Origin of the sequence: Micromonospora sp. CPCC 206171 (genome assembly GCF_036906755.1) — a bacterium.
Lineage (GTDB): Bacteria > Actinomycetota > Actinomycetes > Mycobacteriales > Micromonosporaceae > Micromonospora > Micromonospora purpureochromogenes.
The window spans coordinates 18366-40661 of the sequence record NZ_JBAKHT010000007.1; the positions used below are offsets into that span (position 1 = coordinate 18366).

Here is a 22296-nt window from a genome sequence, read left to right on the forward strand (position 1 = left end):
TCAGGAGAAGGGGGACGTGATGAGAGGTGGTCTGGACGAGACGCTGGCCCGGTTGGCCCGCCGGGAGGAGGCGCTGCGGCGCCGGGCGGGCGAGCCGGGCGAGGAGGCCGGGGAGTCGACCGTCGCCTTCGAGGCGACCGGCCACCCCGGGCGGTCGAACGGCCCGGGGTGGGCCCCGGCCGGCCGGCCGGAGGTGGCGCGGACCGACGTGGGACGGTCGACCGCCGACGGGCGCGACCCGGTGGAGGAGGTCGCCGAGGCGGTCCGCCGGGTGGTGGCCGAGCACCCCGGGTTGTCCGTCGTGGTGCGGGTGGAACACGAGGGCCGGACGTACCCGCTGCGGGTCGACTGGGCGGACACGGCGGTGACGGTCGCCGCGGAGAACACGGTTACGTCCCCGCCGCCCTGGCCGAGGCCGGTCAACACCGGGCCGGTGTGGTCGGCGGGCCGGGACGGGACCGGCGCCGACCAGGCGGCCCGGCTGGCCGAGATGATCCGCCGGGACCCGTCGCTGCTCGCCGACGACCGCTGACCGTGACGGCCCGGCGGGCCGTGTCGGAGGCCGCTACTGTCGGGCGGTGGCCGAACCGGACCTGACCCTCACCGCGAGCCTGCGGCCTGCCGCGCTGGACGCCCGACGGGGCATCGTACGGCTGCACCCGGAGGTGCTGACCGCGCTGGCGTTGCGCCCCGGTGACCCGGTGCGGCTGGCCGGCCGGCGGGTGACCGCCGGCATCGTCGCGCCCGCCGAGCCGACCGCGAGCGCCACCCTGCTCTACGCCGACGATCTGATACTGGGCAACCTCGGGCTGCGGGACGGTGGCCGGGTGACGATCGGCCCGGCGGCGGTGGTCCCCGCTCGCCGGGTGACGCTGAGCGGCCCGGTGGCGGTGGTGGCCGCGGTGTCGCCGGAGATGCTGCGGCTCGCGCTGCTGGGCAAGATGGTCACCCCCGGCGACGACGTCTCCCTGCTGCCGCAGGACGTGCTCCCGGACGCCTCGGTGCGCAGCCTGGTCGAGGCCGCGCGGCGCAGCCTCGCCAACACCGTCGGGTACGCCTGGACCAGCACCCTGCTCACCGTCGTGGCCGCCGAGCCGGACGCGGGCGCGCTGGTCACCATGGACACCGTGGTCGGCTGGGAGCACGGCCCGGCCACCCACGGCTCGCCGGGACCGGCCCGGCCCACCACCGCCCGCCTCACGCCCGGCTCGGCGCCGGGCGGCCACCCCACCACCGGGACGGGCCGGAACGGCACGGCCCACGCCCCGGGCGGGCCGCTCCGGCACCGGAGTGGCGCCGGGCTCGACGGCACCGGGCTGGACGGCGGATTGGACGGCAGCGGGACGGTCGTGGCGGACGAGGCGCCGCACGTGGACGAGCTGCCCGGGCTGCGTACCCAGGCCGAGGAGTTGACCGAGCTACTCGACCTCGGCTTCCACCACCGCGAGGTGCTGGGCCGGCTCGGCACCACCGTCTCGCTCGGCGTGCTGATCAGCGGGCCGGCCGGCTCCGGCAAGTCGGCGCTGGTCCGGGCGGTCGCCGCCGCCGTCGGCGCACGGGTGCGCCCGCTCTGGGCACCCGAGCTGGCCGCGCTGAGCAACGACGCGGCGGCCCGCCGGCTCCGCGAGGCCGCCACCGAGGTACGCGCCGGCGGGCCGGCCGTGCTCCTGGTCACCGACGTGGAGGCGCTGGCCCCGGCCGAGGAGCCCGGTCCCCTGGCCACCGTGTTCCGCCAGGCGATCGCGGAGACCGTCCGCGCGGGGGCGGCCGTGGTCTGCACCACCTCCCGCCCCGAGGCGGTCGACCCGGCGCTGCGCGCCCCGGACCTGCTCTCCCTGCGGATCACCGTCCCGCTGCCTGATCCCGCGCTGCGCCGCGAGCAGCTCACCGTGCTGACCCGGCAGGTGCCGCTGGCCGAGGACGTCCGGCTGGACGAGGTCGCCGGCCGTACCCCCGGTTTCGTCGCCGCCGACCTGGCCGCGCTGGTGCGCGAGGCCGGGGTGCGCGCGGCCCTGCGGCAGAAGGCGGTCGAACGGCCGACGGTGGCGATGGCCGATTTCACGGCGGCGCTGGAGGTGGTCCGGCCGACCACCATGGCGGCGTCCACCCTGGAGCTCGCCTCGGTCACCCTGGACGACGTCGGCGACCTGGTCGAGGTGAAGCAGAGCCTCACCGAGTCGGTGCTGTGGCCGTTGACCTATCCGGACACCTTCGCCCGGCTGGGCGTGCAGCCACCCCGGGGGGTGCTGCTCTACGGCCCGCCCGGGTGCGGCAAGACCTACCTGGTGACGGCGCTGGCCGGGTCGGGCCGGGCGAACGTGCTGTCGGTGAAGGGCGCGGAGCTGCTCTCCAAGTGGGTCGGCGAGAGCGAACGCGCCGTCCGGGAGTTGTTCCGCCGGGCCCGCGAGGCCGCGCCCACGCTGGTCTTTCTCGACGAGGTGGACGCGCTGGCCCCGGTGCGCGGGCAGGCCAGCGACGGGGGTACGACCGACCGGGTGGTCGCCGCGCTCCTCACCGAGCTGGACGGGGTGGAGGCGCTGCGCAACGTGGTGGTGGTCGCCGCGACCAACCGGCCGGACCTGGTCGACCCCGCACTGTTGCGCCCCGGCCGGCTGGAACGGCTGGTGTACGTGCCGCCGCCGGACGGTCCCGCCCGGGCGGAGATCCTGCGCGCCGCGTCCCGGACCGTGCCGCTCGCGCCGGAGGTGGACCTCGCCGCGCTCGGCGGGGAGCTGGACGGCTTCTCGGCGGCGGACTGCGCCGCGCTGGTCCGGGAGGCCGCGCTGGCCGCGATGCGCGAGTCGCTGGCCGCGTCCACGGTCACCGCCGCGCACGTGGCCACCGCCCGGAAGCGGGTGCGCCCCTCACTCGACCCGGCACAGGTGGCCTGGCTGGTCGCGTACGCGGAGAAGCAGGCGGCACGCTGACGGGCGGCTCGGCTGCGGACCACACCCCGCACGAGCGTGATACCTCAGAGGTATCAGGATGACTCTGCGGTATCACGCTCACGGTGGTGTCCGCCGCCGGAGCTGCCCCCGACGAATGGGGTGGCCGCCGGGGGGCCTCAGTCGGTGGGCAGCAGTGGGCCCAGCGGGCCAAGGTCGAGGTTGAGGTCCTCGGGGGCGAGGCCGAAGTACTCGCGCAGCTCGGTCATCTGCGCCTCCAGTGCCATCAGCGTGGCGCCCACCCGTTCGATCTGCTCCTCGCTGAGGTCGCCGAGGTCGACCCGGCGCAGCGCCTGCCGTTCCATCAGCTGCCGCAGCAGCTCGATCACGGTGAGCACGAGGCTGGCCAGCCCCCGCTCGACGGAGTCCCGGTCGACGGCGAGCCGTCGGTCCAGCGGCGTCACCCGGGGCGCCTGCCAGGCGGCCGTCTCGCCGAGGGCCGCGGCCAGGTCGGCCGCCTCGTCCCGGCGCGGCCCCGGCCGGGTCACCCGACCTCCCCGGGCAGCACCACGACACCGGACGACCCGAGCGGATCGGGCAGCTCGGGCGGGGTGAGCGCGCCGACCGACGCGACCAGCGCGCGCAGCGAGATGCGGACCAGGTCGATGTCGGCGATGGCCAGGGTGATGTCGCCGGAGATCACCACACCGGTGGCGAGCACCCGGTCGAGGAGGTCGACCAGCGCGACCGGGCGGTAGGCCAACGGGTCGTCGGCACTGCTCGGGGCGAGCGAGGTGGTCACCACGCCGACTCCCGGACGGTGTGCGCGGGCTCCTCCGGACCGTTCGCCACGAAGGAGTACGGCGGCCACGGGCCGGTCAGCTCCAGCCGGATCTCCGGGTGCCGGTCGGCGAGTTCCCGGACCAGCGCGGCGAAGCCCGCCACCCCGGCGCTCTCCACCAGGTACGCGCCGTTGAGCACCATGGCGGTCGGGGCGCCGGAGAGCCGCCGGTCCTGGGGGGCGTGCCGGCGCGCCGCCGCGGCGTACCCGGCGAGGGCGGCGTGCACCGCCGCGGCGGCCTCGCCGGCGATCCGCTGCCCCTCGTCGCGGGCGGTCAGCTCGGCCCGGCGCCGCCGCAGGTACGCCGCACCCGCCCCGCCCCCGCCGTCGGCCGCCTCGGTGCGGGGCAGGGCGCCCGGCACCACGTACCCCTTGACGCCCCACTCGCCGCGACCGGTGAGCCGGTGCAGCGTCGCGGTCAGCTCGGCCTGCCGCTCGGCGAGCATGGCGGCGACCCGGGTGTCGTCGTGGTGCACGGTGGCCAGCCGGGCCGGCACCACCGCGCCGGCCCGGCTGAGCGCGTCCACCACCGCGTGGTGCGCCCGCGCCGCGCGCTCCAGCCAGGCCAGGTCCTCCAGGTTGCGGCGCAGCGCCTCCTCGCCGTACTCGGTCAGCGGCGCGGCGCTGACCACCGCCGCCAGGCCGGCGGCCCGGACGGCCCGCACCGGCCCACCGTTCATGCCGGGGACCGCGGCCAGGGCGGCCGGGTCCGGGTCGCGGACCACACCGTGCAGCCAGGCGCCGACGGTGACCGCCGGATCAAGTGCCGTACTCATTCCACCCCTCCCTTGCGGCCGCCCGCCGGGCCACCCTGGGCCGGCGTTCCGCCTCCACCTGCTCCGGGTCGCGCGGCCCCGGCTCGACCGGCGGGCGGGCCTTCGAGCTGAGCCAAGGATCGTGCTCCCACCAGTCGATGCCGATCTGCCGGGCGGTGTCCACCGAGGCGATGACCAGCCGCAACTTCAACGTCAGCAGCTCGATGTCGAGCAGGCTGACCCGGATGTCGCCGGCGATCACGATGCCCCGGTCGAGCACCCGTTCGAGGATGTCGCCGAGGTTGGCCGGCTCGTGCCCGGCGCCCATCACCTGGCCGGTGTTCTGCACCACCGCTGGCCGCGGACTGGTCATCTCAACCCCCGTCGCCCTTGCCCCGCTGGTAGCGGCGCGTCCGCCGGTAGCCCAGCAGGCCACCCGCCATGTCGAGTTCGACCTCGTAGAGGCCGAGCAGGTCGGTGGAGGCCGGGATGCGGTGGTCCTCCACCACCTCCACCCCGACCAGCCAGCCGTCGTCGGTGGGCTGGATCGAGGTGACGCCGAGCGGGTCCTTGCCGGTCAGGCCGACGAGCTGGCGCAGCCCCTCGCGGGCCGCCTCGGCGGCCGAGACCGGCTCGTAGTCCTCGTCGTCGTACCGGTCGTCCTGCCGCACCGGCTCCTGCCGGCGCTCGCGGTCGCCGTCTCCCCGCACCCGTCCTGGGGCCATCCCGCTCACCTCCCTCGCCGTCGTTCGGGGTCGTCTCGCCGGTCCACCCGCCGTACCTGGCCCGCCGCCCTTCGACGGGCGGCGGGCCGCCGGGGCGGGCGGGCCGGCGCGGCGGTGGTGTCCGCCCCGCCGGTGGCGCTGTCCGCCCCGGCACCGCCGACGCCGGTCAACCGGTCCAGGACCCGCTGCTGTCCCCGGTCCCGTTCCTCCGGGGTGATGTCGCCGGCCTCCGCCGCCCGGTCCAGCTCCTCCAGCTCGCGCCGGATGTTGGCCGGGTCGTACTGCCGCGACTCGGCCTCCCGGGCGATCACCTTGACCACCGAGGTGAGCCCCCGCACCGGGGCGTACGGCAGGGTCAGCAGCGTCCAGAGGATGTCCACCGGTCACTCCACCAGCTGGTGCGCGCTGACGAAGTCGTACGGGGCGAGCGGCCCGAGCAGCCGCATCCGGATCAGGTCCCGACGCTGCTCGGCGAACTCCTCCAGCACCCGGACGAACTCCTCCTCCTCGTCGGCGTCGACCAGGAAGGCGACGTTCATCGCGTCCAGCTCGCTGCTCGGCGGGCGCGGCGCGTGCGCCACCGCGTACGGGGTGAGCGTGTCGATCAACGCCCGGTTCTCCGCCTCCCGGCGCAGCTCCACCCCTTGGCTGATCATCTCGCCCAGCCGGATCCGCTCTTCCCGGCTCTCCGCCTCCGGCCGGCCGCGCACCTGGTCGGCGAGCGCCGCGGCGGAGCTGTTCTCGGTCAGGAAGTCGCTGATCATCTCCTCCTCGTCGAAGCGGCCGTGCACGGTGTACTGCACCCGGTCCTCGAACTCGTCGAGGGCGGCGGCGAACCGGTCGTGGTGGGCCTCCAGCAGGTCCTCGACCGCGTCCGGCCCGGTCACCACCGTGCCGAACCGGACCGGCAGCACCGGCGCGACGGCCGCCGTCCCGTCCAGCAGCGTCTGGTACGCGGTCAGGTCGGCCGGACGGCCCATCGGCTCCTCCAACCCCACCTCGCTGACCAGCGCGGCCAGCTCGCCGTGCCGGATCGCGGCCACCTCGCCCGGCGGGTCGCCGACCCCTTCCGCGTCCGGGGTCGGCTCCACGTCGGACGGCACGATGCCGTAGATGAACAGCCCGAGCTCGCCGCCCGGCTGAGCCTGCTCGTCGGTCATCTCACCGCTCCTCGTCCCGGCGTCGGCGTGGCCGTTCCCGCTGTCGGTCCCGGCCGCGGTCGCTCAGCGAGTCCGCCACCGCACCGCTGATCTCCTGGGCCGCCTTGCCGAGGCCGGAGATCGCCTTACCCTTGGTCGCCGCACCGGCCGCATCCCCCACCAGGTCGGGCAGGCCCTTCTGGTTCTTCGGGGTGATGCTCAGCCGGTCGACCGCCTCGGCGAACCGCAGGTACGTCTCCACGCTGGCGATCACGATCCGGGCGTTGATCTCCAACAACTGGATGCCGACCACGGCGACCGAGACCTGGGCGTCGATCACCACGCCCTTGTCCAGCACCGTCTCCACCACGTCGGCGAGGTTGCTCCCGCCGGCACCGCCTCCGCCTCGTTCCAGGGCGCCACCGGCCTGTCCACCGGTCGTCGCGATAGTCACTCGCCACGCTCCTCACGGCGGCGGCGGACCACCGGGCGACGCGGGGCCTCCGGGGCACGTCGGGCCGCCGGCCGAGGGCGCTCCGGCTCCTCGCGCGCAGGCTGGGGTCGGCGGGCCCGTTCCGGTCGCCGGCGTGGCGGGGGCGGCGGCTCCTCCTCGGGTTCCGCCTCGTCGTACCCCTCGTCGTAGTCCTCGCCCTCGTCGTACTCGTCGTACTCGTCCGCCGGGGGCCGGCGGCGCTCCGGCGGTCGACGGCGGCCGCGCTCGGCGGGCCGGCGCTCCTCGCGCTCCTCCTCGGGCTCCTCCGGCTGCTCCTCGGCCTCCTCGGCCCGGCCCCGCTGCTCCTGCTCCTCGCGGGCCTCCTGCTCCTCGCGCAGCGCGGTCTCGTGGTCCTTGACCACCTGGGAGTCCTCGATCTCGCCCCGCCAGCCCTCGACGGAGTCCGGGGCGAGCACGGTGCTGGTCATCACGTGCCGGACGAAGTGCTTCAGCTCCAGCCGGACCCGTCGGCCCTGGGCGCGCCAGAGATTTCCGGTGTGCTCGAAGAGCCCCTGCGGGTGGTACTCCAGGACCACCAGGATGCGGGTCAGCTCGGGGGCCAGCTCGTGGAAGCTGACGGTGCCGTCCACCGAGCCCTTCTCACCCTTGGACCGCCAATGGATGAGCCGGTCCGGGATCTGCCGGACGATGGTCGACTCCCAGCTCCGGTGCGACCAGAAGACCTGCGCCTTCCAGGTCATCTTCTCGTCCGACTCACAGTCGGCCTGCTCGACCTTCTTCATGAAGCTCGGGAAGTCGCCGAACTGGGTCCACTGGTTGTACGCGACCCGGACCGGCACGCCGACCTCGATCGTCTCGACGATGTTGGTGACCTTGAGCTTCTTGCCGCCGCCCTTGCCACCCTTGCCGCCGCCACGGCCCAACGCCGACATCACCTTCTCCTTACCGCCGGCCAGGCCGGCCCGGATCATGGCCTTCATGGGGGATTTGCCCTCGGCTAGCTGCTGCGCGCCGGTGGCAGCGGCGATCAGGCCGGGGCCGCCGCCCTGTTTCGCGTACTCGCTGAGCCGGCCGGTGGCGCCGGTGATCCGCTCGGTGACCACCGAGACGGCCCGCTCGCCGATCGCGGACGCCAGGTCCCGCAGGTCGGCGCCGAGCTGCTCCTTCGCCCGGCTGGCCAGGGCGCCGGGAACGTTGGCCGCCATGGTCACCGCCCCCGCTTCGACGTCGCCGGGTCGGCGCCGCCCTCACCCGGCTGCGGCTGGTCGCCCAGCTCCTGCTCCTCGTCGGGCGCGGACCGCTGCCCGTCGTCGCTGCCACCCCCGCCCGACCTGCGGCGCAGGGCGTCCGCGCTGCCGCGCAGCTTGCCGCTGATGGCGTCGATGCCGCTGCCGGCGGCCGCGCCCGCGGCGGCCTTGCCGGCCGAGGCGAGCGGGCCGCCCAGCTTGCCGAGGCCCGCCAGGTGGGGGGACGAGGTCAACAGGTCAGTGCCGCGCTTGAGCAGGTGGGGATCACGGCTGGCCCGCCCGGCGGCGACGGCGGCGGCCAGGGTGAGGGCGGTACGCAACTTCTTCCGCCGGCCGAGGACGTATCCGAGGCCGACCGCGAGGCCGACCCGCATTCCGCTCTTCATCGGTTCTCCTTCACTCCCCGGTGTTCGGGACGACCCGATTCCACCGAGGGCCGGAAACCAGCACCGGGGAAATGCGCACGGCGGTCCTGCGTCGGGACGTCCCGTTGTTACGGACCCGGCCGGCAGTACCCGACCGCCCCACCGCAAAACATTTCCCGGCAATTCCTTGACCCATCACGGGGAGGAGGGGAAGGAGTCGTCCAGGCGGCGACCAAGGCCGCAAACCGGACAGTCAGAGCGCGTTGACCAGGAAGGACGCGAGATGGACCAAACTTCGCGAAGAATTGTCAGAATGCTGGCGGGGTGGCGTCGAGGCAGATTTCGGCGTGGACCTTGTCGCCATTTTCGAGCAGTTTTGCGCCGCATTTCTTCAGCACCTGGACGGCGCCGATGTTGTCCCGGGTGGTGTCCGCGACCACGGCGTGCATGCCGGCCGCGGCGGCCTCGTTGAGCAACTCGCGCAGGGCGCCGACACCGAGGCCCTGGCCGCGCGCCGAACGCCCGAGCCACATCCCGGTCTCCACCACGCCGGGCTCCTCGCAGCGGCTCATCCGCACCATGCCGACCACCTCGCCACCGGCGACGATGGCGTACATGCGGGTGCGGGTGGGACCGTCGAGCCCGGCGAAGCTGGCCCGGTGGAACTCCCGGAACGCCTCGCGACGGGCCAGCGACCAGCCGGCGGGCGCCTCGACCGGGGGCATCACATCACCCGGCTCCGCCTCGGCCACCGCTACGGAGAGCAACGGCTCCAGGTTCCGCTCGTCCAGTGGCTCCAGTCGTACCGCACCCGTCACAGTGCCGCAGTCTGCCGGTACCGCCGCCGGTCGTCCAGCCCTTTGGACCGCGAATGGCCCTCCGGTCGGAGGTACCGGCCGGTCGTCCCATCGGAGTGTTCCGCGTCACGCTCCGCTGTCGACCCAGCGCCGGCACCGGCGGGCCGTGCGGGCTCAGGTGCGGGACGGGAACTCGCAGAGCACCGCCGAGGCGTCGTCGGCGCGCTTGTGCCGGCGCAGCAGTTCGGGATGGTCGCGCTCCGCGGCGCGTACCCGGTCGATGAGCGCGCCGGGCCCCTGCGTGGTCACCAGGTCGAGCAGTCCGGCCCAGTCGAACAGGCCGAACTGCTCCACGGCACTGGACGCGCCGTCGGAGAGCAGCACCGCCCGGCGGACCGCGTCCGGGCCGCGCAGCGGCAGGGTCCCGGTGACCGCGTGGTACGCGGCGTCCGGGTCCGTCGCGGCCACCCAGTAACCGTGGGTCCGGTTCATCCGTTCCCGCTGCACCTGCACCGCCTGCCGGAACCGGGTTTCCGCGTCGATCTCCCCGGCCGGCAGTCCCGCCGCGATCCGGCGCAGGTCGGCCAGCGCGTCGTCCAGCCGGTCGTCGGAGATCACCTCGACCCGGCCGCCGACGTCGAGGACCAGCGGGCTGTCACAGAGCACCAGGTAGTCGACCTCGTCGCCGCCCTCCCGGAGCAGGCAGACGGTCGCCGACGGGGTGCCCGGGTGGTCCAGGTCGCAGGCGTCGCCGTGGTCGGCGCGGACCGCCAGCAGCGCCGCGGCGAGGCTGCTCACCAGGGTCGCCGCCGGCCGGGCGGCGACGGCCAGCCCGATCCGGGCGGCCAGGTGGCGGACGAACCACGCGGGCCCGTGCACGCACCCGGTGTCGAAGCCCTCCGGCACGGTCGCCCCGTCGAGGACGCCCACCAGCGGACCGAACCGGAACACCGCGTCCTCGTTCTCCGGGCGGCCGGGCGCCGCCACCGAGGCGGACCGCACCCGCATCGCGTACGCCTCGCCGACGGTCCGCACCGTGTGCCCCGCCGGGTGCCGCGCCTCCGGTCCCACCATCAGCCCGCTCCCCTCGCCGTCGTCCGAGCCCGGCTACCCGGCCCGGCGCACGCCATGCCCGTCCCCGCCGCCGCCTGGACGGGGAAGCGATCAGCGCCGGCGGTTGCGGGCCCGCGAGGAGCGCAGCCGACGCAGCCGCCCGACCAGCACCGGTTCGGCGGCGAGCGCGGCGGGCCGGTCCAGTAGGGCGTTGAGCAGTTGGTAGTAGCGGGTGGCGGAGAGGCCGAAGGTGTCCCGGATGGCCTGTTCCTTGGCCCCGGCGTGCTTCCACCACTGCTGTTCGAAGGCGAGAATCCGCTGCTCCCGCTCGGTGAGGGTGTCCGCCGTGCCCGGTCCGCGCTGTGCGGGCACCGGTTCGGCCGACGACCCCTCGACGTCCGGCGCGTCGTCCGCCACGGCGGCGAGGACGGCGGCGGCGTCGGCGGGCTCCGGGGCGTCCTCGACCGGCGGCGCGCTGCGCGGCGGAGGGACGACGGCCGCGGGCCGCTGGTCGGTGACGGCCTGCCCGGACGGCTCCGGCCGGTCGCTGGCGGCGGCGGACGCGTCGGCGGGCATGGTCGCTCCTCACACAGCGCGGTCGGCCGGCGACTCCTGACGCCGACCGGGGGGACCCCAGCGTAACCAGGGCCGCTGTGCGGCGCACCCGACGCGCACCGGGCCCCGCGCGGTGCGCGGGACCCGGCCGGCGGGTCAGGAGATGTCGCGCCGCCGCATCGTCCAGAGGGCCGCGCCGAGCAGCAGGACCAGCCCGCCGATCAGCAGGGTGGACGAGTGCTGCCAGGTGATGTCGAGGGTCTCCGGCTTGCACTCCCCGGAGAACGAGACGTTGTTGCAGGAGTCCCAGTCCTCCAGGGTCACCTTCTTCTGCATCCAGGCCAGCGCGTAGGTGGGCAGCAGCCACGCCTCGACGAACGTCACGTTGGCCATGCTGAGCAGGATGCCGACGCCGAACTGGCCCACCACGGCGAGCGCGATCGCACCGCCGAGCGCCATCGCGGTGTGCCGGCCCAGCGAGGCCAGCGCGAAGCCGATCGTCGCGGCGGTCAGCACCAGCAGCAGCCCGCGCAGCCCGGTGAGCGCGAAGGACTGCCACGCCCCGGACGTCGTCTTCGCGGTGGTGCCGCGGAAGGTGCCGACCAGCCAGAACCCGACGGTCCAGACCACCGCCGAGGTCAGGGCCAGGGTGAGCAGGCCGGTCAGCAGCGCCGCCAGCTTGGTCAACAGTACGGTGAGCCGCTTCGGCCGCCAGAGCAGCAGGTTCATCATCCCGCCGGTGCTCCACTCGGCCCCGACGAAGGAGGCGCCGACGACGAACCCGACCAGCGCCAGGATGGCGGTGAAGGGCACCAGCGTGTCGTCGAACGTCTTGCGGAAGTCGAAGCTGGACGGCAGGAACCACTGGGCCTGGAACGCGTCCCGCGGCGGCGGGCTGATCATCTCGCAGTCCGGCGGGAACCGGCCCTCGGTGTTGGGCGTGCCGGCCGCCTGGGCCTGCACGCAGGCCGCCTTCTCCTGCTCGGCCCAGCGGACCTGCTCCTGGTACTGCTGCTCGGCCTGGCGCTCGGCGCGGGCCCGCTCGGCCGGGCCGATCTTGTGGTTGGTCAGGAAGACGCCGGCGAGCACCGCCAGCAGCACCAGCACCCCGGCCAGGGTCATCCAGCGGGTGAAGCGCCGCTTGGTCAGCCGGCGCAGCTCCGTACGGTAGAGACTCATGCTCCCCAACCTCCTCCGGCGGCGCCGGCCTGCTCCGACCCACCGACCTTCGTGGACTGGTCGACCTGGCGGTGCTGACCGGGAACCGGTGCGGTCGCGGTCAGCTCCAGGAAGACGCTCTCCAGGTCCACCGCGACCGGCGCCAGTTCGCTGACGTACAGGTGCTGCTCGGCGAGGAGCCGGCTGACCGAGGCGGGCTTGTCCACGCCGGCCAGCATCAGGTGGTCGGGGTGCCGGGTCACCGACACGCCGGAGCGGTCCAGCAGGTCGGCGGCGGCGGCGAGGTCCTCGGCCGCCTCCAGCCGGACCCGGACCCCGCCGTGCGAGTGCGCGGCGAGCACCTGGTCGACCGGGCCGAAGGCGACCCGTCGGCCCAGCGAGATGATGGTGACCGAGTCGCAGATGAGCTGGATCTCGCCGAGGATGTGGCTGGAGAGCACCACGGTCATGCCGGATTCGGCGAGGGTGCGCATCAGCGTGCGCATCTCCCGGATGCCGCCGGGGTCGAGGCCGTTGGCCGGCTCGTCGAGGATCAGCAGCTTCGGGTTCTTGAGCAGGGCCGAGGCGACCGCCAGCCGCTGCTTCATGCCGAGCGAGTACGTCCTGACCCGCTCACCGGCCCGGTCGCGCAGGCCGACCAGCTCCAGCACCTCGTCGACCCGGTTGACCGGCACCTCGCCGGCGCCGGCGAGCAGCGACAGGGTGTCGCGCGCGGTGAAGTGCGGGAAGAACTGCGGGCTCTCGACGATCGCGCCGACCTGACCGGCCACGGTGGGCAGCGCCGCGGGCACCTCGTGCCCGAGGATGGTCATCCGGCCGCCGTCGGGCCGGATGAGGCCGAGCAGGGTCCGCAGGGTGGTCGTCTTGCCCGACCCGTTGGGGCCGAGGAAGCCGTGCACCTGGCCCGCCTCGACCCGCATGTCGAAGCCGTCCAGCGCGTTGCGGGTGCCCCGCCGGCGGCTCTTGTACGTCTTACGTAGACCTTCGATCTCCAGGACAGCCGACAAGCTGCGCCTCCCCCGATGGTTGGCTTATGACAGCGGTCACCATACTCGGTATGCCCGGGAGGGCAATACCCGGTATGCATCGGGGCGTCGAGCCGCTACCGACGGTGTATCAACGAGGGACTCAGGCGCAGATGACGTTGACCCCGGCGGCGCGGAACGCCTCCACCACGTCGGTCGACGCGCCCGAGTCGGTCACCAGCGTCTCCACCCGGTCCACCGGGCAGATCCGGGCAAAGGCGTGCCCGCCCAGCTTGGACGAGTCCGCGATGATCACGACGCGCTTGGCCCGGGCCACCATCAGATTGTTCATCGCCGCCTCGCCCTCGTGGTGGGCGGCGGCGCCGAGCTGCGGGTCGACGGCGTCCACGCCGAGCAGGGCGACGTCCAGGGTGACCTCGCGCAGCAGCGCCCCGCCCAGCGGGCCGACCAGCTCGAACGACTTCGGGCGCACCACCCCGCCGGCGACCACGACCTTCATCCGGGAGCGGACCAGCAGCTCGTTGGCGATGTTCAGGGCGTTGGTCACCACGGTCAGCTGGGCGCCCTCGGCGCTGGTGTTCAGGTCGGGGCGGACGGCCAGGGCGCGGGCCACTTCGGTGCTGGTGGTGCCGCCGTTGAGGCCGACCACGGTGCCCGGGGAGACCAGGGCGGCGGCGGCCGCCCCGATCCGCTGCTTCTCGGCGGAGTGCTTCGCGGTCTTGTAGCGCAGCGGCAGGTCGTACGAGACGCCGTTGGCGACCGCACCGCCCCGGGTACGGGTGATCATCTGCTGCTGGGCGAGCTGGTCGAAGTCACGGCGGATGGTGGCCTGCGAGACGTCCAGCCGCTCGGCCGCCTCCTCGACGCTGACCCGACCACTGTCGGTCAGCATCTCGAGCAGAGCGTTCCATCTGGCGTACCGGTCCACCGCGGGGGCCTCCGTTGACTCTGCACGAACGGTGATTGATTGCGTGCACAGTAGTGCGCGAAACTACGAGGGCGCAAAACCACCAGCTGCGCGATCTGGGAGCTGGTTGCCACGGCCACCCGGGTTCGCGCAGAATAACGCGCGAAAGACGGCCGTAATGAGCCGTATTGCGCACCGCCGCCCTGTGCGAGGAGTTCTCATGGCGTACGTCGACGCGGAGATCGCGAGCCAGCCCGACTGCTGGCGGGAGGCGGCACAGCTCGCCGGCACCGTCGCCGTCGACCTGCCGCGCCCCGGCGAGCGGGTCGCCGTCGTCGGGTGCGGCACCTCCTGGTTCATGGCGGCGGCGTACGCCGGGCTGCGCGAGCGCGCCGGCCACGGCGAGACCGACGCCTTCCAGGCCAGCGAGTTCCCCACCGGCCGCCGCTACGACCGGCTGATCGCGATCACCCGCTCCGGCACCACGACGGAGGTGCTCGACCTGCTCGCCGCGCTGCGCGGGCGGACCCCCACCACGGTCCTCGTCGGCGACCCCGCCTCGCCCGCCACCGGGCTGGCCGACGCGGCGGTGACCATGCCCTTCGCCGACGAGCGGTCGGTGGTGCAGACCCGCTTCGCGACCACCGCCCTGGCGCTGCTCCGCGCCCACCTCGGCGACAACGTCGAGGCGCTCGCCGCCGACGCCGAGGTGACCGTCCGGGCCCCGCTGCCGATCGACCCGGCCCGCATCGAGCAGGCCACCTTCCTCGGCCGGGGCTGGACGGTCGGGCTGGCCCAGGAGGCCGCGCTGAAGTGCCGGGAGGCGGCCACCTTCTGGGCCGAGGCGTACCCGGCGATGGACTACCGGCACGGCCCGATCTCGATCGCCGCACCGGGCCGGCTGGTCTGGGCGTTCGGCGAGCTGCCCGAGGGGCTGCCCGAGGACGTGGCGGCCACCGGCGCGGCGTTCGTGCACAGTCGCCACCACGGCTGCCGCACGGTGCTGGGCAGCTGGGCGGCGGGGCGTACCCCGGTCGACCCGATGGCCGACCTGATCCTGGCCCAGCGCTTCGCGGTCGCCCTGGCCACCAGCCGCGGCCTCGACCCGGACGCGCCCCGGCACCTGAGCCGCTCCGTGGTCCTCGCGTGACCGACGCCCCTGACGGTGCCCCGGTCGTCGTCGCACTGGACGTCGGCGGCACCGGGATGAAGTGCGCGCTGGTCCGCCCGGACGGCGCCGTGGTGCACGCCGAACGGCACCCCACCGGCGCGGAGCGCGGCCCCGCCGCCGTGGTCGACACCATCCTCGACGTGGCGGAAGGGCTGGCCGGCAAGGCCCGCGCCGACGGCCTCACCCCGATCGCCTGCGGCATCGGGGTGCCGGGGCTGGTGGACGAGGTCGCCGGGGTGGCGGTCTGGTCGTCCAACATCGGCTTTCGGGACGTACCCCTGCGGGAGCTGGCCGCCACGCGGCTCGGACTGCCCACGGCGCTCGGCCACGACGTGCGCGTCGGTGGCCTCGCCGAGAGCCGGCTCGGGGCCGGCCGGGGCGTCGGCCACATCCTCTTCGTCGCCGTCGGCACCGGCATCGCGGCCGCCCACGTCGTCGCCGGTTCGGCCGCCGCCGGGGCGCACGGCGCCGCCGGCGAGCTGGGCCACATCCAGGTACGCCCCGACGGCCCCCGCTGCGGCTGCGGGCGGCCCGGCTGCCTCGAGGCGGTCGCCTCGGCCTCGGCCGTCGGCCGCCGGTACACCGAGCTGGCCGGCACCCCGCTGACCGCCGCCGAGGTGGCCGACCGGGCGGCGGCCGGTGACGAGCTGGCCGGGCAGGTCTGGTGGGAGGCCGTCGAGGCGCTCGCCGACGGGCTCGCCACCGCCCAGGCGCTCTACGACGTGGAGACCATGGTGATCGGCGGCGGGCTGGCCCGGGCCGGCGCGCGGTTGTTCGACCCGCTGCGGGCAGCGCTGCGGGAACGGATGACCTTCCACCGGGAGCCGCGCCTGGTCGCGGCGGCCCTCGGCGACGAGGCCGGCTGCCTCGGCGCCGCCCTGCTCGCCCTCGACAGACTGGAGTAGTGATGGCCCTGCGGGTGAACGGCAAGGTGGTGACCCCGACCGGTGTGATCCGGCAGGGGTGTGTGGAGATCAACGGCGACCGGATCACCGCGGTCGCCGAGTACCCGGCGAAGCGCGACGGGCACTGGATCGTGCCCGGGTTCGTGGACATGCACACCCACGGCGGCGGCGGGCACACCTTCACCACCGGCGACGCCGACGCCGCCCGCGCCGCGGCCGCCTTCCACCTGCGGCACGGCACCACCACCCTGCTGGCCAGCCTGGTGAGCTCCCCGTTCGCGCTGATGCGGGACGCCACCGCCGCGTTCGCCCCGCTGGTGGGCGAGGGGGTGCTGGCCGGCGTCCACTTCGAGGGGCCGTACCTGTCGGCGACGCGGTGCGGCGCCCAGAACCCGGAGTACCTGCGCGACCCCTCCACCGACGAACTGGCCGAGCTGATCGAGCTGGGAGCGGGCGCGGTGCGAATGGTGACGCTGGCCCCGGAGCGGGCCGGAGCGCTGGACGCCATCAAGCTGCTCACCGCGCACGCCGTGGTCGCCGCGGTGGGCCACACCGACGCCACGTACGACGAGACCCGGGCCGCCGTCGCGGCGGGCGCGAGCGTCGCCACCCACCTGTTCAACGGCATGCGGCCGCTGCACCACCGCGAGCCCGGCCCGATCGTCGCCCTGCTGGACGCCCCGAACGTGGTCTGCGAGCTGGTCGCCGACGGCGTGCACCTGCACGACGGGATCCTCACCTTCACCACCGCGACCGCCGGCCCGGAGCGGGTCGCACTGATCACCGACGCGATGGCCGCGGCCGGCATGCCCGACGGCGAGTACGAGCTGGGCGGCCAGGCGGTCACCGTGGCCGACGGAGTGGCAAGGCTCGCCCGCGACGGCGCGATCGCCGGCAGCACGCTGACCATGGACGCCGCGCTGCGGCACGCCGTGGACGCCGGCATCCCGATCGCCGACGCCGTCCGCCTGGTGGCCACCACGCCGGCCCGCGCGATCGGCCTCGGCGACCGGCTCGGCGCGCTCCAGGTCGGACTCCGCGCCGATCTCGTCGTGCTCGACGACGAGCTGAACGTGGTCCGGGTGATGCGCGGCGGCTCCTGGCTGGAGTGAGCCCTTTCCCGGGCCGCTCTTCGGGTATCAGCCGCCCGAGCCCCAACCGCTTCCCCCGACCACTACGGACCTGATGTCGTAGATGAATCATCCGCCGTCAAGGTGGTGATCCCTCCTCGTCGTCGACGAGGAGGGATCGACCCCCGGGACACCCCGTATCGCCGACCGGCGTCGACCACCGCGAGGTGCGGGTACCGCCGCAACGGGCTGGGGTGGGCCGACGGCTCGCTGGTCGGCGTGCGCAGGCACCGCGATTCGTTCGCGACATCAGCTCTGTAGCGTCCGCCCCTCACCCCGGGGGCCTTGCTGGGCGACATCGCCGGCCACGCCTCCGACGAGGCGATTGGCGAGTCAGCCGGAAGCGGGGACCTCGACGCCCAGCACCGCCTGCTCGTCCGGGCGGTGCACCAGCACGTCAGCCAGGTACGACTGCACCGCCGGGCCCATGCCGACGTCCCGGCCGGCCTGCTCGGAGAGCAGCCACTTGTGCTCGATGATCTGCGCGAACAGCTCCTGCGGCTCCAGCTTGCGGCGCAGGTGCGCCGGCACCGCCCGGACCACCGGCTCGAAGACCTCGGTCAGCCAGCGGTGGGCCGCCTGCTGCTCGTCGGTCAGGTCGCTCTCCACCCGGTAGGCGTCCAGGTCGTTGAGCAGCCGGCGGGCCTGGTTCTCCTCGGCGTCCAGGCCGGTCAGCCGGAGCAGTCGCCGGGTGTGGTAGCCGGCATCGACCACCTTCGGGCGGACCAGGTACCGGCCGTTGTCGACCGTCGACAGGGCCACCTCGGCCACGTCGAAGCCCAGCTCGTTGAGGCGGCGGATCCGCCCCTCGATGTCGTGCCGGGCCTCCCGCTCGACCTGCTGCTCGTAGGTGATCTCGTGCCAGAGCCGCTCGTAGCGCTGCACGACCTCCTCGCAGACCACCTCCGGGTCGATCGACTCGTGCAGCAGTCCGGCGGCCTGGAGGTCCAGCGCCTCGCCGAAGATGTTGACCCGGGCGATCTCCAGGTCCTCGCCGCGCTGGCCGTTGGAGAGCGAGCTGTGCAGCGCACCGGTCTCGGCGTCGACCAGATAGGCGGCGAACGCGCCGGCGTCCCGGCGGAACAGGGTGTTCGACAGCGAGCAGTCGCCCCAGAAGAAGCCGGTCAGGTGCATCCGCACGATCAGCGCGGCGAGCGCGTCGAGCAGCCGGCTCATCGTCTCCGGGCGCAGGGTGTGCGAGAAGAGCGCCCGGTAGGGCAGCGAGAACTGCAGGTGCCGGGTGATCAGCACCGACTCCAGCGGTTCCCCGCCCTCGGTCTGCCGGTCGGCGACGATCGCCACCGCCTCGACCGACGGGAAGTCGATCCGCTCCAGGGCACGGAGCAGGTCGTACTCCCGTTCGGCGATCCGCTCGCGGGTCTCCTTGAACGCGTACACGTAGTCACCGAGCCGGACGAACCGGACGATGTGCCGGGAGATGCCCTGGGGCAGCGCCACCAGGTGCTGGGCAGGCCACTGCTCCAGCGGCGTCGACCAGGGAAGGTCGAGCAGCGCCGGGTCGACGAGGGCCGAGGTGATCCGCACGGGGACAAGTGTGAAGGGTGCCCCCGCCCAACGCTTCCCTTCGTGGCTCGGCACACAGCCGCCACGGCCCGCGCCGGCCGGTCGCCGCCCGCGGCCGGTAGCGTGATCGCGTGCGGGAGACCACGACGGTACGCGGCGCGTCCCGACCACCGCGGGTACGCCCCGCCGGCTGGTGGTGGGACGCCCTGTTGCTGGCCGGGCTGGTCGGGCTGACCGTGGCGCTCGCCGCCGACCACTTCTTCGGCGTCGACCGGGCGGTGGCCGACTGGGCCGGGGAGCACCGGCCGGCGGCGGCGTACTGGGTGGCCCGGGTGTTCAACTTCCTCGGCCAGGGCACCCCGTTGACGCTCCTCGCCGCCGGGCTGGGCGTGCTGCTGGCGCTGCGGCTGCGGTCGGTCCGCCCGGTGCTGCCCCCGGTGGTGGCCTTCGCGCTGACCTACCTGACGATCGGGCCGCTGAAGGTGTGGACCGCCCGCCCCGCCCCCAGCGCGAGCCTCAAGGAGCCCTTCCTGCCGCCCGAGCAGACCCTGCCGCTGTTCCAGCACGACTTGCCGGTGAGCTACGCGCAGTCCTACCCGTCAGGCCACGTCGCCAACGCGATCGTCTGGTACGGCGTGCTGGCGCTGCTGTTCGCGCCGCTGCTGCGCAGCTTCGGCCGGCAGCTGCCGACCTGGCTGGTCACGGTCGTCCGGGTGGTGCCGCCGCTGGTGGTGCTGACCACCACCACCTACCTGGGCTGGCACTGGCTGACCGACTCGGTGGCCGGGCTGCTGCTCGGGCTGCTGCTGGACCGGCTGCTGCACCGGGTGCCCTGGGACGACCTGCCTCTCCCCGGCCGGTTGCGCGCCTGGGACCGTCCGTTCACCTCGGTCACCTAGCCTGCCGCCCGTGGAGCGACTGAGGCGCCGGCTGGGCGTACCCGACGCGGTGGTGATCGGGCTGGGGTCGATGCTCGGCGCGGGGGTCTTCGTGGTCTTCGCCCCGGCCGCCGCCGCGGCCGGCGGCGCCGGCCTGCTGGTCGCACTGGCGCTGGCCGGCTTCATCGCGTTCTGCAACGCGACCAGTTCGGCCCGGCTGGCCGCGCGCTACCCCGAGTCGGGCGGCACCTACGTCTACGGGCGCGAGCGGCTGAACCCGTTCGCCGGCTTCCTGGCCGGTTGGGGATTCGTGGTCGGCAAGACGGCGAGCTGCGCCGCGATGGCGCTGACCATCGGGGCGTACCTCTGGCCCGGGCAGGCCCGGCTCGTCGCCGTCGCCGCCGTGGTCGCGGTGACCGCGGTGAACCTGCGCGGCATCGGCAAGACCGCCGCCGCGACGAAGCTCCTGGTGGTCGTGGTGCTGGCGGTGCTGGCCCTGGTCGCGGTGGCCGGGGTGGCGGCCGGCGACGTCCGGCTCGACCGGCTCACCGAGGCCGGCGGCTCGGTCCGGGGCGTGCTCACCGCGGCCGGGCTGCTCTTCTTCGCGTTCGCCGGGTACGCCCGGATCGCCACCCTCGGGGAGGAGGTACGCGACCCGGAGCGGACCATCCCCCGGGCGGTGCCGCTGGCCCTCGGCGTGGTGCTGGCGGTCTACCTGCTCCTCGCCGTGGTCGCGGTCGGCGTGCTCGGGGCCGACCGGCTGGCCGGCTCCGCCGCGCCCCTGGTCGACGTGGTGACCGCCGCCGGGCTGCCCGACCTGGCCTGGCTGGTCCGGGCCGGGGCGACCGTCGCGGTGACCGGGGTGCTGCTCTCCCTGCTCGCCGGCGTCGGCCGGACCCTGCTGGCGATGGCCCGCCGCCACGACCTGCCCGGCGCGCTGGCCGCGGTGCACCCGGTCCACCGGGTGCCGCACCGGGCGGAGCTGGCGGTGGCCGCCGTGGTGATCCTGGTGGTCGCGCTCGGCGACGTACGCGGCGCGATCGGCTTCTCCAGCTGCACCGTGCTGGTCTACTACGCGATCACCAACGCGTCGGCGCTGACGTTGGGGCGGGATCCGGCGCGGAAGCTGCCGGTGCAGGTGCTGGCCGCGTTGGGGCTGGTCGGGTGCGTGGTGCTGGCGGTCAACCTGCCGCCGGACAGCGTGCTCGCCGGGTTCGGCGTGCTCGCCCTCGGCGCCGCCTGGTACGCGTGGAAGTCGCGGTTCACTCCGTCGCGCGCGGGTGGCCGGTCCCGGCGTAGGTGAGCCAGACCGTGCGGCGCTCGTCGTCGATCAGGTACCAGATGCGTCCGCCGCCGGTCACCTCGTACTGCCAGCGCTCCAGCTCCTGACCCTTCCAACTCGCCGTGGCGAGGGAGCCCTTGAGGCGGTGCTGCCGCTCCGGCGACGTCCTCGACCTCGGGTCGGCTCGCAGGGCGTCGTAGGCGCGGCGCAGGTTGGCCGGCGCCTGCCGGGCCAGTTGCTCCCAGCCGTCCGCCGCCGCGGACTCGGCGAAGCGCAGCTCGTACTCCCCGGCCAGGGCCGGCGGAGCGGCCCGGTCGCCGCGCTTGGGGGTCACCGGGCGAGGTCCGGCGTCGGCACGGGACCGAGGTCGCCGCTCGGCTCACGGGTGATCATCTCGTGCAGGACCGGGTCGGCGTGGATCTCGGCGGTGTGCCGCCACTGGGCCAGCAGGACCGCGACCGGCGACAGGTTCTCCAGGGAAGCCGCCCCCTGGGCCACGGTGATCAGCTCGGTCAGCAGCTGATCCACGTCCTCCTCGGGAAGGAAAGCCACCCAGGGCAGTGCCTCCCCCAGCACCCGCCGCACCACGTCCGTCGGTTCCGACCGCACGAGGCCGGCCAGCAGCCGCGCGGTGAAGCCGATGACGACGGCGTCCTGCTCGAGCTGGTCAGCTCGGGTCAGGGCCAGGTCGCCCGCGTCGCGGCGACGCAGGCGCAGCGCGCGGACCCGTTCCAGCCGCTCGGCGGCAGCCGCCGGCCGGTGCAGGAACTCGCTGAAGGGCACTTCGTCGTACAGGGCGGCCATGACATCCACACTACCTTGGAAGTCCGGCGGATCGGTCTCGTTGACAATCAGACCGAGCTCTGGCGTCGAGCAGGGCCGAAGCCCTGCTCGACGCTCGCCAAGAGCCGCGGTCCGCAAGCAGTGCCAGACCGCGCCGTCGTCTCAGTTGCTTTCGGGCTCAGCCCCCTCGTCTCCTTGCAGTACCCGCTCCAAATTCTTGATATCAATGCGCACTTCTGCACCGTCAGGAACGTGCGCAACCGCCTGGGCGAGGCCGCCGTAGAAACGCATGGCACGAACTTCCGGCGCCGCTCTTAAGTTTTCCACGATGAAGTCACCCCCCATTACGAAGGGCATCAGCGGAACCAGTCGCGTGCCGGGCGGCAATGGGCCATACGCGCGCTGCCACAAATGAGCAAGGGGATACCCGGTCAACGCTTTGTAGTCATCGATTACCTGGGCAGCCCATTGCTCGATGCTCTGCGCAAATTCCCGAACTTCCGCAGTTTCGGGGTTGAACGTCACCACGTGAGGGCCGCGCAAGCCAAACTGACATCCAAAGATATCCTCCGCGAAGAAGAACACGTCATCGACCGTCCCCGCGTACGACGACTTCCAGAGTTCCGCTCGATTCCACTCCTGGATGTCATGAACAGAAACCCCAGGTTCGCCGGCAGGGCGCACCAGCAAGGCCGACTCGAAGGCGAAAAAGCCGTTCCTGTCCTCAAGAACCAT

Annotated in this window: 26 protein-coding genes and 2 pseudogenes; 8 read left to right on the forward strand and 20 right to left on the reverse strand. The window is 74.0% G+C overall.

Annotated elements, in window-relative coordinates:
• Positions 1–19 precede the first annotated feature (19 nt).
• From V6U89_RS10895 to V6U89_RS10900, 3 genes and pseudogenes are all read left to right on the forward strand, one after another.
• Entirely contained in the window at positions 20–532 is a 513-nt protein-coding gene (locus V6U89_RS10895; protein WP_334570737.1) for a hypothetical protein, read from the forward strand.
• A gap of 46 nt (positions 533–578) precedes the next feature.
• Positions 579–1205 (forward strand): annotated as a pseudogene (locus tag V6U89_RS30175) (AAA family ATPase); the annotation flags it as partial.
• A gap of 156 nt (positions 1206–1361) precedes the next feature.
• Positions 1362–2927: pseudogene (locus tag V6U89_RS10900) on the forward strand (AAA family ATPase); the annotation flags it as partial.
• Between the two features lie 137 nt (positions 2928–3064).
• Here the strand turns inward: V6U89_RS10900 and V6U89_RS10905 are convergent.
• The 16 genes from V6U89_RS10905 to V6U89_RS10980 all read right to left on the reverse strand — a co-directional run bounded on the left by V6U89_RS10905 (position 3065) and on the right by V6U89_RS10980 (position 13909).
• A complete protein-coding gene (locus tag V6U89_RS10905) occupies positions 3065–3433 on the reverse strand; it encodes a gas vesicle protein K (RefSeq protein WP_334570740.1) in 369 nt (122 codons plus the stop codon).
• Entirely contained in the window at positions 3430–3690 is a 261-nt protein-coding gene (locus V6U89_RS10910; RefSeq protein ID WP_334570741.1) for a gas vesicle protein, read from the reverse strand. Before V6U89_RS10910 ends, V6U89_RS10905 begins: the two co-directional genes overlap by 4 nt.
• Positions 3684–4502, reverse strand: coding sequence for a GvpL/GvpF family gas vesicle protein (locus V6U89_RS10915; RefSeq protein ID WP_334570742.1), 819 nt, complete (start codon positions 4500–4502; stop codon positions 3684–3686). The genes V6U89_RS10910 and V6U89_RS10915 overlap by 7 nt, the downstream gene beginning before the upstream one ends.
• A complete protein-coding gene (gvpJ, locus tag V6U89_RS10920; RefSeq protein WP_154941509.1) occupies positions 4486–4854 on the reverse strand; it encodes a gas vesicle protein GvpJ in 369 nt (122 codons plus the stop codon). The genes V6U89_RS10915 and gvpJ (V6U89_RS10920) overlap by 17 nt, the downstream gene beginning before the upstream one ends.
• A gap of 1 nt (position 4855) precedes the next feature.
• Positions 4856–5206, reverse strand: coding sequence for a gas vesicle protein GvpO (locus V6U89_RS10925; protein WP_334570743.1), 351 nt, complete (start codon positions 5204–5206; stop codon positions 4856–4858).
• A 5-nt stretch (positions 5207–5211) separates the two neighbouring features.
• A complete protein-coding gene (locus tag V6U89_RS10930; RefSeq protein ID WP_334570744.1) occupies positions 5212–5586 on the reverse strand; it encodes a gas vesicle protein GvpG in 375 nt (124 codons plus the stop codon).
• A gap of 3 nt (positions 5587–5589) precedes the next feature.
• Positions 5590–6366 carry a GvpL/GvpF family gas vesicle protein gene (locus V6U89_RS10935; RefSeq protein WP_334570745.1) on the reverse strand — a complete coding sequence of 259 codons (777 nt, stop codon included), beginning with the start codon at positions 6364–6366 and terminating at the stop codon, positions 5590–5592.
• Between the two features lies 1 nt (position 6367).
• Positions 6368–6799 (reverse strand): gas vesicle protein GvpJ, encoded by a 432-nt coding sequence (gene gvpJ / locus V6U89_RS10940; RefSeq protein ID WP_247656775.1) that lies wholly within the window; start codon positions 6797–6799, stop codon positions 6368–6370.
• Entirely contained in the window at positions 6796–8004 is a 1209-nt protein-coding gene (locus V6U89_RS10945) for an SRPBCC family protein (protein ID WP_334570747.1), read from the reverse strand. The genes gvpJ (V6U89_RS10940) and V6U89_RS10945 overlap by 4 nt, the downstream gene beginning before the upstream one ends.
• A 2-nt stretch (positions 8005–8006) precedes the next feature.
• A complete protein-coding gene (locus V6U89_RS10950; protein WP_334570749.1) occupies positions 8007–8432 on the reverse strand; it encodes a hypothetical protein in 426 nt (141 codons plus the stop codon).
• A 287-nt stretch (positions 8433–8719) separates the two neighbouring features.
• Entirely contained in the window at positions 8720–9229 is a 510-nt protein-coding gene (locus V6U89_RS10955) for a GNAT family N-acetyltransferase (protein WP_334570750.1), read from the reverse strand.
• Positions 9230–9382: 153 nt separating this feature from the next.
• Positions 9383–10282: a hypothetical protein gene (locus tag V6U89_RS10960; protein WP_442933906.1), complete on the reverse strand. Its 900-nt coding sequence runs from the start codon at positions 10280–10282 to the stop codon at positions 9383–9385.
• 90 nt (positions 10283–10372) lie between these two features.
• Positions 10373–10837, reverse strand: a complete 465-nt coding sequence (locus V6U89_RS10965; RefSeq protein ID WP_334570751.1) for a DUF3263 domain-containing protein — start codon at positions 10835–10837, stop codon at positions 10373–10375.
• 135 nt (positions 10838–10972) lie between these two features.
• Positions 10973–11995, reverse strand: a complete 1023-nt coding sequence (locus V6U89_RS10970) for an ABC transporter permease subunit (RefSeq protein WP_334570752.1) — start codon at positions 11993–11995, stop codon at positions 10973–10975.
• Positions 11992–13002: an ATP-binding cassette domain-containing protein gene (locus V6U89_RS10975; RefSeq protein WP_255541338.1), complete on the reverse strand. Its 1011-nt coding sequence runs from the start codon at positions 13000–13002 to the stop codon at positions 11992–11994. Before V6U89_RS10975 ends, V6U89_RS10970 begins: the two co-directional genes overlap by 4 nt.
• 121 nt (positions 13003–13123) lie before the next feature.
• On the reverse strand, positions 13124–13909 hold the full coding sequence (locus V6U89_RS10980; RefSeq protein WP_334570753.1) for a DeoR/GlpR family DNA-binding transcription regulator: 786 nt from the start codon (positions 13907–13909) through the stop codon (positions 13124–13126).
• A gap of 199 nt (positions 13910–14108) precedes the next feature.
• Here V6U89_RS10980 and V6U89_RS10985 point away from each other — a divergent pair, with 199 nt between their 5' ends.
• From V6U89_RS10985 to nagA, 3 genes are read left to right on the forward strand one after another with little or no spacing between them, the layout of a single operon-like run.
• The gene (locus V6U89_RS10985) at positions 14109–15038 is read left to right on the forward strand and encodes an SIS domain-containing protein (protein ID WP_334570754.1); all 930 of its coding nucleotides are present in this window, start codon (positions 14109–14111) and stop codon (positions 15036–15038) included.
• The gene (locus V6U89_RS10990; RefSeq protein ID WP_334570755.1) at positions 15035–15964 is read left to right on the forward strand and encodes an ROK family protein; all 930 of its coding nucleotides are present in this window, start codon (positions 15035–15037) and stop codon (positions 15962–15964) included. Before V6U89_RS10985 ends, V6U89_RS10990 begins: the two co-directional genes overlap by 4 nt.
• 2 nt (positions 15965–15966) lie before the next feature.
• A complete protein-coding gene (gene nagA, locus V6U89_RS10995; RefSeq protein ID WP_334570756.1) occupies positions 15967–17076 on the forward strand; it encodes an N-acetylglucosamine-6-phosphate deacetylase in 1110 nt (369 codons plus the stop codon).
• Positions 17077–17427: 351 nt separating this feature from the next.
• On the opposite strand, the gene V6U89_RS11000 is transcribed toward nagA, so the two are convergent.
• Complete coding sequence (locus V6U89_RS11000) at positions 17428–18639, reverse strand: DUF4032 domain-containing protein (RefSeq protein ID WP_334570757.1); 1212 nt, start codon at positions 18637–18639, stop codon at positions 17428–17430.
• Between the two features lie 110 nt (positions 18640–18749).
• Here V6U89_RS11000 and V6U89_RS11005 point away from each other — a divergent pair, with 110 nt between their 5' ends.
• Both V6U89_RS11005 and V6U89_RS11010 read left to right on the forward strand, forming a co-directional pair.
• The gene (locus V6U89_RS11005; RefSeq protein WP_334570758.1) at positions 18750–19517 is read left to right on the forward strand and encodes a phosphatase PAP2 family protein; all 768 of its coding nucleotides are present in this window, start codon (positions 18750–18752) and stop codon (positions 19515–19517) included.
• 10 nt (positions 19518–19527) lie between these two features.
• Entirely contained in the window at positions 19528–20799 is a 1272-nt protein-coding gene (locus V6U89_RS11010) for an APC family permease (RefSeq protein ID WP_334570759.1), read from the forward strand.
• Here V6U89_RS11010 and V6U89_RS11015 read toward each other — a convergent pair.
• The 3 genes from V6U89_RS11015 to V6U89_RS11025 form a co-directional block, all read right to left on the reverse strand.
• A complete protein-coding gene (locus V6U89_RS11015; RefSeq protein ID WP_334570760.1) occupies positions 20759–21112 on the reverse strand; it encodes a hypothetical protein in 354 nt (117 codons plus the stop codon). The genes V6U89_RS11010 and V6U89_RS11015 overlap by 41 nt on opposite strands.
• The gene (locus V6U89_RS11020) at positions 21109–21582 is read right to left on the reverse strand and encodes a hypothetical protein (protein ID WP_334570761.1); all 474 of its coding nucleotides are present in this window, start codon (positions 21580–21582) and stop codon (positions 21109–21111) included. The genes V6U89_RS11015 and V6U89_RS11020 overlap by 4 nt, the downstream gene beginning before the upstream one ends.
• A gap of 141 nt (positions 21583–21723) precedes the next feature.
• Positions 21724–22296 carry a hypothetical protein gene (locus V6U89_RS11025; protein ID WP_334570763.1) on the reverse strand — a complete coding sequence of 191 codons (573 nt, stop codon included), beginning with the start codon at positions 22294–22296 and terminating at the stop codon, positions 21724–21726.